Below are 14,314 nucleotides of genomic sequence, written 5' to 3'. Positions count from 1 at the left end.
TGACAGATGAAAAATAAGCTTGAAACCAAGATGGGGGCTGCATGCAAAAAAAACAAGCTTATTGCCAGCAGTTAAACGCAGGAAACATCTCACAACAAAAACCGCTTCAAAAACAAAGGGGCCCCTAAAGGCCCCTTGTTTGTACCGCAACCGCAAAACGCTTACGCGTCTGGCGCAGCCTTGGCAGCCGGCTCACTGTTCTCGTAGATATACAGTGGCTTGGACTTACCCTCTATAACGCTTTCATCGATCACCACTTTACTCACCTCAGACTGCGAGGGGATTTCGTACATGGTGTCGAGCAACACGCCTTCGAGGATCGAACGCAAACCACGCGCACCGGTTTTACGCTCCAGTGCCCGCTTGGCCACCGATTTGAGCGCGTCGGTACGGAATTCGAGGTCCACACCTTCCATTTCGAACAGCTTGGCGTATTGCTTGGTCAGGGCGTTCTTCGGCTCGGTGAGGATCTGAATCAGAGCAGCCTCATCCAGCTCGTCCAACGTGGCCAGGACCGGCAAACGGCCTACGAATTCCGGGATCAGACCGAACTTGACCAGATCGTCAGGCTCGACTTCACGCAGGGACTCGCCTACCTTCTTGCCTTCTTCCTTACTGCGTACTTCGGCACTGAAACCAATGCCGCCACGGGTCGAACGCTGCTGGATAACTTTTTCCAGACCGGAGAACGCACCGCCACAGATAAACAGGATGTTGCGCGTATCAACCTGAAGGAATTCCTGCTGTGGGTGCTTGCGACCACCTTGTGGCGGTACGGAAGCAACCGTGCCTTCGATCAGTTTCAACAGGGCTTGCTGCACGCCTTCACCGGAAACATCCCGGGTGATGGACGGGTTGTCGGACTTGCGCGAAATCTTGTCGATTTCGTCGATGTAGACAATGCCCATCTGGGCCTTCTCTACGTCGTAGTCGCACTTCTGCAGCAGCTTCTGAATGATGTTCTCGACGTCCTCACCCACGTAGCCAGCCTCGGTGAGGGTGGTGGCGTCGGCAATGGTAAACGGAACGTTCAGCAAACGAGCGAGGGTTTCTGCAAGCAGGGTTTTACCCGAGCCTGTAGGACCGATCAGCAAGATGTTGCTCTTGCCGAGCTCGACTTCGTCGCCTTTCTTGTCACGCTGGTTCAAGCGCTTGTAGTGGTTGTATACCGCTACGGCCAGAACCTTCTTTGCACGCTCTTGACCAATCACGTACTGGTCAAGGATGCCGCTGATTTCTTTAGGCGAAGGCAATTTATGCGCACTGCTCTCGGCCTGGGCTTCCTGCACCTCCTCGCGGATGATGTCATTGCACAGGTCGACGCACTCGTCGCAGATAAACACCGAGGGGCCGGCAATCAATTTGCGTACTTCATGCTGGCTTTTGCCGCAGAAGGAGCAATAGAGCAGCTTGCCGTTGTCCTCGCCGTTGCGGGTGTCAGTCATTCGTTCGATCCAAATCCGATAGGCTTGCAACACAAGATGAAGGCTTATGCGGGCTTTTTCAAGCCCGCCAGTGGTCGGACATGCCGACCAGCCCTATTTTGAGCGGCTTATATTAAGCGGGGCGCTTGTCGATCACTGCGTCGATCAACCCATAATCACGTGCGGCTTCAGCGCTCATGAAATTGTCGCGGTTGGTGTCGCGCTCGATTTCTTCCAGGGTGCGCCCGCTGTGCTTGGCCATCAGCGTGTTGAGACGCTCACGAATAAACAGGATTTCCTTGGCGTGGATTTCGATGTCCGAAGCCTGGCCCTGGAAACCGCCCAGTGGCTGGTGAATCATCACGCGGGAGTTCGGCAGACAGAAACGCTTGCCCTCGGCACCCGCGGTCAGCAGGAAAGCGCCCATGCTGCAGGCCTGGCCGATGCAGGTGGTCGATACGTTTGGCTTGATGAACTGCATGGTGTCGTAGATCGACATGCCCGCTGTCACCGAACCGCCTGGGGAGTTGATGTAGAGATGGATGTCCTTGTCCGGGTTTTCCGCTTCAAGGAACAGCAGTTGCGCACAGATCAGGTTGGCCATGTAGTCCTCTACGGGGCCCACCAGAAAGATCACTCGCTCCTTGAGCAGGCGCGAGTAGATGTCGTAGGCGCGTTCGCCACGAGCGGACTGCTCGACAACCATCGGGACCAGGCCGCCAGCGGCCTGGATATCAGAGTTCTGCTGAATATAGGAATTACGGAACATGCTCTGCAGTTACTCCCAAATAGTCATGTCTTGAAAACGCATAAGCCAGCGCGAGGCTGGCTTATGGTTGTATTTCCAACGAGTTGGACAATCAGTCGGCTTGTGCTGCTTCCGCCGGTTTGACTGCTTCTTCGTAAGAGACCGCTTTGTCGGTCACCTTAGCCTTCTGCAGAACAGTATCCACAACTTGTTCTTCCAGCACAACCGAACGTACTTCGTTCAGCTGTTGGTCGTTCTTGTAGTACCAAGCCACAACCTGCTCAGGCTCCTGGTAGGCCGAAGCCATTTCCTGGATCATTTCGCGAACGCGATCTTCGTCAGGCTTGAGGTCGAATTGCTTGACCACTTCAGCCACGACCAGACCCAGCACGACACGGCGCTTGGCTTGTTCTTCGAACAGCTCGGCCGGCAGTTGGTCAGGCTTGATGTTGCCACCAAACTGCTGAACAGCTTGTACGCGCAGGCGATCCACTTCGTTGGACAGCAGGGCCTTAGGCACTTCGATCGGGTTGGCAGCCAGCAGACCGTCCATAACCTGGTTCTTGACCTTGGACTTGATGGCCTGACGCAGTTCGCGCTCCATGTTCTTGCGAACTTCGGTGCGGAAGCCTTCGATACCGGTTTCCTTGATACCGAATTGAGCGAAGAACTCTTCGTTCAGCTCTGGCAGCTTAGGCTCGGAAACGCTGTTGACGGTCACGGTGAACTCGGCGACTTTGCCAGCCAGGTCCAGGTTCTGGTAGTCAGCAGGGAAAGTCAGGTTCAGAACGCGCTCTTCGCCGGCTTTAGCGCCAACCAGGCCGTCTTCGAAACCCGGGATCATGCGGTTGGAACCCAGCACCAGCTGAGTACCCTTGGCGGAGCCGCCAGCGAATACTTCGCCGTCAACCTTGCCAACGAAATCGATGTTCAGTTGGTCTTCGTTCTGGGCAGCACGATCAACCGCTTCGAAACGAGTGTTCTGCTTGCGCAGGATTTCCAGCATGTTGTCCAGGTCGGCATCAGCCACTTCAGCGCTCAGGCGCTCTACGGCGATGGACTCGAAACCGGCAACGGTGAACTCTGGGAACACTTCGAAAGTAGCGACGTATTCCAGGTCCTTGCCAACTTCCAGGGACTTAGGCTCGATCGAAGGCGAACCAGCCGGGTTCAGCTTGTGCTCAACAACAGCTTCGTAAAAAGAGGCCTGGATCACGTCGCCAACAGCTTCCTGACGCGCATCAGCACCAAAACGGCGCTTGATTTCGCTCATTGGCACTTTGCCTGGACGGAAACCAGCGATCTTGGCCTTCTGGGCAGTCTGCTGCAGACGCTTGTTGACCGCAGTCTCGATACGCTCAGCCGGAACGGTGATGCTCAGGCGACGTTCGATAGCAGTAGTATTTTCAACAGAAACTTGCATGGATATTCCTCGTTGCACAGACGTTAGCCGGCCATTTCCGACCCCAATCAAGGGCATGCATTCTAGTGGGTCAAACTCAAGAAGTCACCCTACTGGAAACTCACCCGAAAACAGCCGGCAATTTATCGGTACGAAGGCACTGAAGTACCTCGCCCCGGTGACAAATACATCCCATCACGCCAGGGCTCTGCGCCGCCCCTTCTATATATAGAAGAGGTCGTCATCCATCTCCCTGACGGCCCACCCCGCAAACAGGGCGAGCAGGCAGCGCGGCATCATCGAGACACATAAATACGATGAAACGCCCTGCCGCTGCGACCCAGCACCTGCAGTCGCGAATATCAGAACCGCTAAAACCAAAAAAGGCGCCAGACTGTTAAATCTGGCGCCTTTCGAATATGGGGTGGACGAAGGGGATCGAACCCTCGACAACGGGAGTCACAATCCCGTGCTCTACCAACTGAGCTACGCCCACCATATTGCATTAACAAAGAACTCATACATCTTCTTTGTTGAACCTCACCTTACCTGACGGTAGGGCGACGCCTTGAAATTGGTGCGGATGAAGAGACTCGAACTCTTACGCCTCGCGGCGCTGGAACCTAAATCCAGTGTGTCTACCAATTCCACCACATCCGCGCTTGAAGCTCTTAAAGCAAAGGCGCCAGACGATTAATCTGGCGCCTTTTCAGAATATGGGGTGGACGAAGGGGATCGAACCCTCGACAACGGGAGTCACAATCCCGTGCTCTACCAACTGAGCTACGCCCACCATATAGCGCTACTTGTGCCAAAGCTGCCTAATGGCGCACCCGGCAGGACTCGAACCTGCGACCATCCGCTTAGAAGGCGGATGCTCTATCCAGCTGAGCTACGGGCGCCTGATTAATCTGTATTCTATTAGGACTACAAACTAAGTGCTTCCAGCCTTACAGAACAACCATCTATTCTGCTCGACCTTCTTAACCAGTGCTAGGCTGTGCCCGACAAGTGCGACGAATAGTATAGAGGGCCTCGAAACCCGTCAAATCTTTTTTGAAAAAAATTCATTTTATTTAAGGGGTTAGGGCAATTTGCAGACCAAGCGCCTTTGCCCTCACGCCATGGCATGCGAGAATGCGCGCACTTTTCTTCCCCCTCTCGATGGTTAATCACGCGTAATGACTGCACAACTTATCGACGGCAAATCAATCGCCGCCAGCCTGCGCCAGCAGATCGCCAAACGAGTCACCGAGCGCAGCCAGCAAGGCCTGCGCACGCCTGGTCTCGCGGTGATCCTGGTCGGCAGCGATCCTGCCTCTCAGGTTTATGTCTCGCACAAGCGTAAAGACTGTGAAGAGGTCGGCTTTATTTCCAAGGCCTATGACCTGCCTGCCGAGACCTCCCAACAGGCGCTTACCAACCTGATCGATGGCCTCAACGCCGACGCTGGCATCGACGGCATCCTGCTGCAACTGCCGCTGCCGGAACACCTGGATGCATCCAAATTGCTGGAGCGTATCCGCCCGGACAAAGACGTCGACGGTTTCCACCCCTATAACGTCGGCCGCCTGGCCCAGCGTATCCCGCTGCTGCGCCCGTGCACCCCGAAAGGCATCATGACCCTGCTGGAAAGCACCGGTGTCGACCTTTACGGCCTCGATGCCGTTGTCGTCGGCGCGTCCAACATCGTCGGTCGCCCGATGGCCATGGAACTGCTGCTGGCCGGCTGCACCGTGACCGTCACCCACCGCTTCACCAAAGACCTCGCCGGCCACGTCGGGCGAGCCGACCTGGTGGTTGTCGCCGCCGGCAAGCCAGGCCTGGTCAAGGGTGAGTGGATCAAGGAAGGCGCCATCGTTATCGACGTGGGCATCAACCGCCAGGAAGATGGCAAGCTGGTGGGCGACGTGGTGTACGAAACCGCCCTGCCCCGCGCTGGCTGGATCACGCCGGTCCCGGGCGGTGTAGGCCCGATGACCCGTGCCTGCCTGCTGGAAAACACGCTGTACGCTGCAGAAAACCTGCACGACTAATAACCAGCGGCACTGAAAAAGCCCTGCCTTATCGCAGGGCTTTTTATTGGCCGCAATAAAACCCGTTTTTTCTTAGTTTTTAGGTACTTTCGTCTGCTTTCAGAAGAACATTCGACAGTTTCTGATCCATACTCCTAAAATGTAACGGCATTTGTCATATAACCCGTTCCCGAACGGTATTTCCTTACTTTTAGCGAGTTCATCCGCGTGAAAATTCGTCTCTCTCTCGTCAGCCTATTTTTTGCATTTACAGGCACCTTCGCGCACGCCGCCGAGACCACCCAGGCTCCGCGTGACACTTCCAAGCTGCAGATCGCTTCAGGCAGCGCCATGCTGGTGGACCTGCAGACCAACAAGGTCATTTATTCCAGCAACCCCGACGTGGTGGTCCCTATCGCCTCGGTGAGCAAGCTGATGACCGGCCTGATCGTGCTGGAAGCCAAGCAGAACATGGACGAGTACATCGACATCAACATCAAGGACACGCCAGAAATGAAAGGCGTGTTCTCCCGCGTGAAGATCGGCAGCGAAATGCCGCGTAAAGAAATGTTGCTGATCGCCCTGATGTCCTCGGAAAACCGTGCCGCCGCCAGCCTGGCCCACCACTACCCTGGCGGCTACCCAGCGTTTATCGCGGCGATGAACGCCAAGGCCAAGGCGCTGGGCATGACCAGCACCCACTACGTGGAACCCACCGGCCTGTCGATCCACAACGTATCCACTGCCCGTGACCTGAGCAAACTGCTGGCCGCCGCACGCCACTATCCGATGCTCAGCCAGTTGAGCACCACCAAGGAAAAGACCGTTTCGTTCCGCAAGCCCAACTACACCTTGGGTTTCTCCAACACCGACCACCTGATTAACCGCGCCAACTGGGATATCAAACTGACAAAGACCGGCTTCACCAACCAAGCCGGCCACTGCCTGGTGCTGGTGACCAGCATGGGTAACCGCCCGGTGTCGCTGGTGATCCTGGATGCGTTTGGCAAATTCACCCACTTTGCTGATGCGGGCCGGATTCGTAATTGGGTTGAAACCGGCAAGAGTGGCTCGGTGCCCGACGTAGCGCTGCGCTACAAGGCCGACAAGAACTTGAAGAACCGTCCTAACGCGGCAGAAGCCAGTCGCTAAAACACTACGATATTCCTGTAGAAGCGGGGCTGTGTAGGAGCGGGCTTGCTCGCGAATGCGTTGGGTCAGTCAGTGAATCTAAGCCCGACACACCGCTTTCGCGAGCAAGCCCGCTCCCACAGGGGTTCGCGGTGTTCTTGCTTACTTGGTTTCAGCCAACACTTTAAGCGCCTGCGCCGCCGCACGCTCCTGCCCGGCCTGGGCCGTTGCATTGGCAGCATCACGCCAGCGCTGGGCATCCACATTGGCCGGCAACTGGCTCGGGCGCTGAGTGAGGATTGCCCAGCTCCCAGCGCTTTTCCACTTCGATTCAAAGTCGCTGAAGCTCATCAACAAACGCCGGTCCATTCCCGAGCGCAGCAACACCGTACTCTTCTGTTGGTTGAACCCCACTACAACCACGTAGCGCGCATCCGACCAAATCCCGCCGCCCACCCGCGCCATCACCGGGTAACCTGCCGCCACCTGCGCCAGTACCGCCGTCAGCTTGGCGTCCAACGGGTACACCATCAGCCCGTACTCGCGCGCCAGCACTTGCATGTTGCGTTCAAGGTCCGCTTCGCCGCCTGGCAAATGCAGCGGCTTATCCAGCAAGCCCGGTGTCATGACAATGCCTTGTTGCGACAGCATGCTGGCTAACGCGCTAGGGCCACTTTGATAAGCCTCGCTGCGAAAGGTCGGCACGCCATTGAGCTCGACACGCTCCGGCAGGCCCGGCAGCTTGGACGGGTGCCCGGAACAGGCCGCAAGCCCCAAGGCACAGGCCAATACCCACGATGATTTAACGTTCGACCGTAACCGCAATTTTTTACTCTCTTGATCAACTGCCGGTAAGGGCCCAGATCATAGCCCAATCGCGTTTCTGTAGGAGAACGGCGGCGCGCATATAGCAAAGAAGTTGGACGGACTCGACCATTGGTCAATAGCAGGCAACCGCCAGGTGTCTAGACTGTCCATTGAGAAGACTGTGTGTGCCCCGGACGGGGCGAAAGGAGGCCCAAATGAGCCTTGCTGCAACGATTATCCTGTTGATCTGCGGTTGGCTGGCAGTTGCCGGCGCCATGTTGTGGGGGGTATTGCGCATTACCCGCCGGCACCACCCCCACGTCAAACCCGCTGCACCTGCAAAACCTCACAAGGCAGCGGTGCGCCACGCTTAGCCAGGCATGCAATTGAAGTCCTGAGTCGCCGCGACTTCCTTGCCGTGACCATCTTTCAGGGATGCGCGCACGGTGGTGCCCAGGCTTGATTCCACCAGGGTGTAATGCTCACCCGCCTTGAAATCCTTGTACTCCACTCGGCCCTGGCAGTCCTGCTGATTGTCGTCGCCTGGCTCCTCTTCGAACAACGTCACGTCCAGGCGATGGTCCCCCGGGGTCACTTCAAAAAAGCGCCCGTCATCCACGCGCTTGCCGTCTACGCGTTCAGCCATCAGATCGTTCGGCGCTTCTTCCTTCAAGCCGATCCAGGCTTCGCTCGGGTCGGCTTTGGGAATCGGGCCGGCACACGCCGACAACAACAGCACAGCACCAAGGGCTGGAATCAACAAAAGAGGTTTGAGTGACATGGCAGGGCTCCAGAGAAAGACGATGTGTCCAATGGGTTACAAGCTTGAGGAGCCGACCTGTGTAGAACAAATGAATACATATGAAACGATCTTCAGCCCTTAACTAAATGTTCCTTCACTTGGCTGAAAGGTGCCTGTTAGGTGGGTCGGGCAAGACTGCCGGGGTTTGCAATCCTGCTCCAATGGAGGTTCACGCATGCTCGGGCTGGTAAAGACCGCACTGCAAAAGCCGTACACGTTTATCGTGTTGGCTATATTCATCTGCATCATCGGGCCGATGGCGGCCCTGCGAACCCCTACGGATGTTTTTCCCGATATCGGCATCCCCGTGGTCGCCGTGGTCTGGCAGTACAACGGCTTGTCGCCGGACGCCATGGCCGGACGGGTGATCTACACCTACGAACGCTCCCTGAGCACCACCGTCAACGACATCGAACACATCGAATCGCAATCGCTGCCCGGCATGGGCATCGTCAAGATCTTCTTCCAACCGGGCGTGGACATCCGCACCGCCAACGCCCAAGTGACCGCCGTTTCACAAACCGTGCTCAAGCAGATGCCACCGGGCATCACGCCGCCGCTGATCCTCAACTACAGCGCCTCCACGGTGCCGATTTTGCAGATGGCGTTCTCCAGCCCCAGCCTCTCGGAAGCGAAGATCCGCGACCTGGTACAGAACAATATCCGCTTGCCCCTCAGCGCCCTGCCCGGCCTGGCCATGCCGACGCCCATGGGCGGCAAGCAACGCCAGATCACCCTTGACCTTGACCCGCAGGCGCTGGCCGCCAAAGGTCTGTCGGCTCAGGACGTGGGTAACGCGCTGGCGCTGCAAAACCAGATCATTCCGGTGGGCACTGCCAAACTCGGCCCCAACGAATACACGATCCTGCTCAACAACAGCCCTAAGGCCATCGATGAGCTCAACGACCTGCCGATCAAGACGGTCGACGGCGCGCTGATCACTATCGGCCAAGTGGCCCATGTGCGTGACGGCTCGCCGCCGCAAACCAACATCGTGCGTGTAGACGGCCATCGCGCCGTGCTGATGCCGGCGCTGAAAAACGGCAGCATCTCCACCCTGTCGATCATCGACGGCATCCGCCAGATGCTGCCGCGCATCAACGAAACGCTGCCGCCGTCGCTGAAGACCTCGTTGCTGGGTGACGCCTCGGTGTTCGTCAAGCAATCGGTGGGCAGCGTGGCCCAGGAAGGCATCATCGCCGCCCTGCTGACCAGCGCGATGATCCTGCTGTTCCTCGGCAGCTGGCGTTCGACGCTGATCATCGCCGCCTCGATTCCCTTGGCAGTCTTGTCGGCCATCGCACTGCTGGCAGTCAGCGGGCAAACCCTCAACGTGATGACGCTGGGCGGGCTGGCGTTGGCCGTGGGCATCCTGGTGGACGACGCCACGGTGACCATCGAAAACATCAACTGGCACCTGGAGCAAGGCAAAGCGGTGAAGACCGCGATCCTCGACGGCGCCGCGCAAATCGTCGGCCCCGCGTTTGTTTCGCTGCTGTGCATCTGCATCGTGTTCGTGCCGATGTTCCTGCTGCAAGGCATCGCCGGTTACCTGTTCCGGCCGATGGCGCTGGCGGTGATCTTTGCCATGGCCAGTTCATTCATCCTCTCGCGCACCTTGGTGCCGACCCTGGCAATGTTCCTGCTCAAGCCCCATGTACCGGAGCAAGGCGCGGGGCATCACCCGGAAGATGAATTCATCAACCACCACGAGGGCGAGCAGCACACCAAACAACGCAATGCCGTGCTGCAATCGGTGCTGAATTTCCAGCAGGGTTTCGAGCGCCACTTTTCGAATATCCGCGACACCTACCATGGTGTGTTGATGCTTGCGCTGGGCAATCGCAAGCGCTTTATCGTCGGCTTCCTGGCCTGCGTACTCGCCTCGTTCCTGCTGCTGCCAAGCCTGGGCCAGGACTTCTTCCCGGCCACTGACGCTGGCGCCCTCGCGCTGCATGTGCGCCTGCCGCTGGGCACGCGCATCGAAGAAAGCGCCGCGGCTTTCGACCGTATCGAAGCGCGGATCCGCGAAGTGATCCCCGCCGAAGAACTCGACACCATCGTCGACAACATCGGCATCCCGCTCAGCGGCATCGACATGGCTTACAGCAGCAGCGGCACCATCGGCCCGCAGGATGGCGACATCCAGGTCACCCTGAAAAAGGACCATGCACCAACTGCCGACTACGTGAAAAAACTGCGCGAAGCCCTGCCGCAAAGTTTCCCCGGCAGCCACTTTGCCTTTCTGCCAGCGGACATCAGCAGCCAGATCCTCAACTTCGGCGCCCCTGCTCCGCTGGACGTGAAGATCTCCGGACGCAGCGATGAAGAAAACCGTGCGTACGCGGTAGAGCTTGAGCGCCGCTTGCAACACGTGCCGGGCATTGCCGACCTGCGCATCCAGCAGTCCACCGGCTACCCGTCGTTGCAGGTCAACGTTGACCGCATGCGCGCCAACGGCTTGGGCATCACCGAGCGCGACGTCACCAACAGCATGGTCGCGTCCCTGGCCGGCAGCTCGCAGACCGCTCCCACGTTCTGGCTCAACCCGGCCAACGGCGTGTCGTACTCCATCGTCGCCGCCACGCCGCAATACCGCCTCGACAGCTTGCCGTCACTGGAAGCATTGCCGGTGACCGGTGCCGACGGCCAGTCGCAAATCCTCGGCGGTGTGGCGACTATTTCCCGGGTTGAGAGCCCGGCGGTCGTGACCCACTACAACATCGAACCGACCCTGGATTTGTACGCCAACGTTCAAGGCCGCGACCTCGGCGGCGTGGCGCGCGACGTGCAAAAGGTGCTGGATGACACCGCCTCCATGCGCCCCAAAGGCGCGGTGATCAGCCTGCATGGGCAGATCGATGCGCTGCATGAAGCGTTCAGCGGCTTGAGCTTCGGCCTGCTCGGCGCGGTGGTACTGATCTACCTGCTGATCGTGGTCAACTTCCAATCCTGGGCCGACCCGTTCGTGATCATTACGGCGCTGCCGGCCGCACTGGCGGGGATCGTGTGGATGCTGTTCCTCAGCGGCACCTCGTTGTCGGTGCCGGCACTGACGGGGGCCATCTTGTGCATGGGCGTGGCCACCGCCAACTCGATCCTGGTGGTGAGCTTCTGCCGTGAACGCCTGGCCGAACATGGCGATGCGCTCAAGGCTGCGATGGAGGCCGGCTACACGCGCTTCCGTCCGGTGTGCATGACTGCCCTGGCAATGATCATCGGCATGTTGCCGCTGGCCATTTCCGAAGAACAAAACGCCCCCCTCGGCCGGGCGGTGATCGGTGGGTTGATCTTCGCCACCATCGCCACCCTGCTGTTTGTACCCGTGGTCTTCAGCCTGGTCCACGGGCGTCACCCTACTCGCGCTGTTGCAGGAGAAACCCCACATGTCGTCTGATCACAAACCCTCGCGCAAGCGTCTGATGCTCATGGGTGTCGGCGGCCTGACTCTGGCTGCCCTGTTGGTCGCCAACGGCCTGCATGCCCGCACGTTGCACGAACAATCGGTGACCGCCTGGACAGAGACCGCCGCCATCCCGCAAGTGATGGTGTTCCAACCGCAACAGAACGCCGCCGGCGACACCCTGCGCTTGCCGGCACACCTGGAAGCCTGGAGCAAGGCGCCGATCCATGCCCGGGTCAGCGGCTACTTGAAGGACTGGAAAGCCGACATTGGCACCCAAGTCAAAGCCGGGCAAATCCTGGCCGAAATCGACAGCCCGGACCTGGACCAGCAAATGGCGCAAACCCACGCCCGGTTGATTCAGGAACAGGCCAACGCGCGCCTGGCCGAAACCACCGCCACACGCTGGCAAAACCTGCTCGCCAGTCACTCGGTTTCACGCCAGGAGGCCGATGAGAAAACCTCCAACGCCGCTGCCGCCAAGGCCAACGCCGAGGCCGCTGCTGCCGACTATGCGCGGCTGTCGGCGCTGGAAAGCTACAAGACCATCCGTGCGCCATTTGCCGGCACCATCACCGCGCGTAACACCGACATCGGCCAGTTGATCAAGGCCGATACCGACAGCGACCCGGAGCTGTTCAACATCGCCGACACCCATCAATTGCGCCTGTATGTACCAGTGCCGCAGAACTACGCGGCGGTCATCCACCCAGGCCTTGAAGCCGAGTTGACGGTGCCCGAGCATCCTGGCGAGCACTTCAAGGCGCGCCTGATCGGCGACTCCACCGCCATCGACCGCCGCTCCGGCACCCTGCTTGCGCAGTTCGTCGCCGACAACCCCAACGGCGAACTGCTGCCCGGTGATTACGCCGAAGCCACGCTGCCGATTCCAGCCGACACCCACGGCGTGAGCATTCCTGCCAGCGCCCTGATCTTCCGTGCTCAAGGTACCCAGGTCGCGGTGCTCGACGCGCACAACCACGTGCACCTGCAAACCATCCACATCGGCCTGGACCTCGGTGAGCGGCTGGTGATCGACCAAGGCCTTAAACCCGCCGACCGCGTGGTCGACAACCCGCCCGACGCCTTGCGCGAAGGTGACCCGGTGCAGTTGGCCGATGCCTCTGGAGGTGCGCATGCGCCCAAGGCTTAAACCCCTCGCGGCATTGATGCTGCTGGCATTGCAGGGTTGTTCGATGGCGCCGACCTACAAGGTGCCCACGGTTGACCTGCCCGCCGGCTACCGCGAACAAACCAGCGACGGCCCGTGGCACAGTGCGCAACCGTCCGACCAACTCGCGCCTGAATGGTGGAAGCTCTACAACGACTCGCGGCTGGATGACCTGCAACAGCAACTGCTCAAGGCCAACCCGGACTTGGCGGCGGCACTGGCGCACTTCGATGCGTCCCAGGCGTACGCCAGCCAATTGCACGCCGGGCTGTTCCCGCAAATCACCGCCAGTGCGCAACCGCTGCGCCAGCGGCAATCGGATACGCGGCCATTGCGCGGCAGCACGCAACCCTCGGTGTACAACAGCAACACCGCAGGGTTTTCGTTGAGCTACGACTTGGACCTGTGGGGCAAGATTCGTAACCAAGTTGCAGCCGGCGATGCCCAGGCGCAAGCGTCCGGCGATGACTTGGCGGTGGCGCGCCTGAGCTTGCAGCATCAGTTGGCAACCTTGTATGTGCAACTCAATGGGCTGGACGCGCAGGCGCGGATCCTGAACAGCTCGCTGGGGGATTTCAGCCAGGCGCTGCAACTGACGCGTAGCCGCTATGAAGGCCAGATCGCTTCGGAGCTGGACCTGACCCGTGCGCAAAACCAACTGGCCGAAGCCAAGGCGCAATTGGACGAAGTGCAAGGCCAACGCAACCTCACCGAACACGCGATGGGTGAACTGGTGGGCGTGGCGGCCAGCAACTTTACGCTGCCCCCGAGCCCGCAGCTGATCGCGCTGCCGGGTATCCCTTCACAATTGCCCAGCCACCTGCTGCAACGCCGCCCGGATATCGCGGCGGCAGAACGCCGGGTGTTTGCCGCCAACGCCAATATTGGCGTGGCCAAGGCAGCGTGGTACCCGGATTTCAGCTTGACCGGACTGATTGGCGGGCAGACCCAGGGCGTCGGCAACTTATTTTCGGCGGGCAATCGTTATTGGGCGCTGGGGCCGTTGGTCAACCTGCCGATCTTTGACGGCGGGCGCTTGAGCGCCAATGAGCGCCAGGCCAAGGCCGAGTTCGAAGAAGCCTCGGCGCAGTACCGCAGCCATGTGCTGAAAGCCATCCGCGAAGTGGAGGACAACCTGGGGCAACTGCGGGATTTGCAGCAGGAAGCCCAGGATGAACAAGCGGCAGCGGATGCGGCGCAGCACACACAAGCGCTGGCAATGAACAGCTACCAGGCGGGCGCGGTGAGCTATTTGGACGTGGTGACCGCACAGACGGCCGCGTTGCAGGCGCAAAGGACGTTGCAGGCGGTGCAGACGCGGCAGTTGCAGGCGAGTGTCGGCCTGATCACAGCCCTCGGAGGAGGCTGGCAACCCCCAGCCTAAACGACCTTGTAGTGAGCGGGCTTGTTC

Annotated in this window: 11 protein-coding genes and 4 tRNA genes; 6 read left to right on the top strand and 9 right to left on the bottom strand. The window is 59.2% G+C overall.

Annotated features, from left to right (window positions below; all coding sequences use genetic code 11):
* Window positions 1-161: 161 nt before the first annotated feature.
* The 7 genes from clpX to HF257_RS13815 all read right to left on the bottom strand — a co-directional run bounded on the left by clpX (window position 162) and on the right by HF257_RS13815 (window position 4,476).
* Entirely contained in the window at window positions 162-1,445 is a 1,284-nt protein-coding gene (gene clpX / locus HF257_RS13845; protein WP_010209414.1) for an ATP-dependent Clp protease ATP-binding subunit ClpX, read from the bottom strand.
* 112 nt (window positions 1,446-1,557) lie between these two features.
* The gene (gene clpP, locus HF257_RS13840) at window positions 1,558-2,193 is read right to left on the bottom strand and encodes an ATP-dependent Clp endopeptidase proteolytic subunit ClpP (protein WP_017736926.1); all 636 of its coding nucleotides are present in this window, start codon (window positions 2,191-2,193) and stop codon (window positions 1,558-1,560) included.
* 91 nt (window positions 2,194-2,284) lie between these two features.
* Window positions 2,285-3,595 carry a trigger factor gene (tig, locus tag HF257_RS13835; RefSeq protein WP_185706412.1) on the bottom strand — a complete coding sequence of 437 codons (1,311 nt, stop codon included), beginning with the start codon at window positions 3,593-3,595 and terminating at the stop codon, window positions 2,285-2,287.
* A gap of 399 nt (window positions 3,596-3,994) precedes the next feature.
* Window positions 3,995-4,070 (bottom strand) — tRNA-His (locus HF257_RS13830).
* A gap of 79 nt (window positions 4,071-4,149) precedes the next feature.
* Window positions 4,150-4,234, bottom strand: a tRNA-Leu gene (locus HF257_RS13825).
* 57 nt (window positions 4,235-4,291) lie between these two features.
* Window positions 4,292-4,367, bottom strand: a tRNA-His gene (locus HF257_RS13820).
* A 32-nt stretch (window positions 4,368-4,399) separates the two neighbouring features.
* Window positions 4,400-4,476 (bottom strand) — tRNA-Arg (locus HF257_RS13815).
* Window positions 4,477-4,755: 279 nt separating this feature from the next.
* Here HF257_RS13815 and folD point away from each other — a divergent pair.
* Window positions 4,756-5,610 carry a bifunctional methylenetetrahydrofolate dehydrogenase/methenyltetrahydrofolate cyclohydrolase FolD gene (folD, locus tag HF257_RS13810; RefSeq protein ID WP_185706410.1) on the top strand — a complete coding sequence of 285 codons (855 nt, stop codon included), beginning with the start codon at window positions 4,756-4,758 and terminating at the stop codon, window positions 5,608-5,610.
* 207 nt (window positions 5,611-5,817) lie between these two features.
* Window positions 5,818-6,741, top strand: a complete 924-nt coding sequence (gene pbpG / locus HF257_RS13805; RefSeq protein ID WP_185706408.1) for a D-alanyl-D-alanine endopeptidase — start codon at window positions 5,818-5,820, stop codon at window positions 6,739-6,741.
* Between the two features lie 141 nt (window positions 6,742-6,882).
* On the opposite strand, the gene HF257_RS13800 is transcribed toward pbpG, so the two are convergent.
* On the bottom strand, window positions 6,883-7,545 hold the full coding sequence (locus HF257_RS13800; RefSeq protein WP_185706406.1) for a peptidase C39 family protein: 663 nt from the start codon (window positions 7,543-7,545) through the stop codon (window positions 6,883-6,885).
* 197 nt (window positions 7,546-7,742) lie between these two features.
* Between HF257_RS13800 and HF257_RS13795 the strand changes: the two genes are divergently transcribed.
* Window positions 7,743-7,901, top strand: a complete 159-nt coding sequence (locus HF257_RS13795; protein WP_185706404.1) for a hypothetical protein — start codon at window positions 7,743-7,745, stop codon at window positions 7,899-7,901.
* On the opposite strand, the gene HF257_RS13790 is transcribed toward HF257_RS13795, so the two are convergent.
* Window positions 7,898-8,308 (bottom strand): PA0061/PA0062 family lipoprotein, encoded by a 411-nt coding sequence (locus tag HF257_RS13790; protein WP_185706402.1) that lies wholly within the window; start codon window positions 8,306-8,308, stop codon window positions 7,898-7,900. The two genes, HF257_RS13795 and HF257_RS13790, sit on opposite strands and share 4 nt — an antisense overlap.
* A gap of 196 nt (window positions 8,309-8,504) precedes the next feature.
* On the opposite strand from HF257_RS13790, the gene HF257_RS13785 reads away from it, so the two are divergent.
* The 3 genes from HF257_RS13785 to HF257_RS13775 are packed head-to-tail and all read left to right on the top strand — an operon-like array spanning window position 8,505 to window position 14,287.
* Window positions 8,505-11,726, top strand: coding sequence for an efflux RND transporter permease subunit (locus HF257_RS13785; RefSeq protein WP_185706400.1), 3,222 nt, complete (start codon window positions 8,505-8,507; stop codon window positions 11,724-11,726).
* On the top strand, window positions 11,716-12,885 hold the full coding sequence (locus tag HF257_RS13780) for an efflux RND transporter periplasmic adaptor subunit (RefSeq protein WP_185706398.1): 1,170 nt from the start codon (window positions 11,716-11,718) through the stop codon (window positions 12,883-12,885). Before HF257_RS13785 ends, HF257_RS13780 begins: the two co-directional genes overlap by 11 nt.
* Complete coding sequence (locus HF257_RS13775) at window positions 12,869-14,287, top strand: efflux transporter outer membrane subunit (RefSeq protein ID WP_185706396.1); 1,419 nt, start codon at window positions 12,869-12,871, stop codon at window positions 14,285-14,287. Before HF257_RS13780 ends, HF257_RS13775 begins: the two co-directional genes overlap by 17 nt.
* The last annotated feature ends 27 nt before the right edge of the window (window positions 14,288-14,314 follow it).

The sequence above is a fragment of the Pseudomonas cremoris genome, from assembly GCF_014230465.1.
The sequence above is the reverse complement of the archived record's forward strand: the minus strand, read 5'-3'. Positions and strand labels throughout refer to the sequence as shown.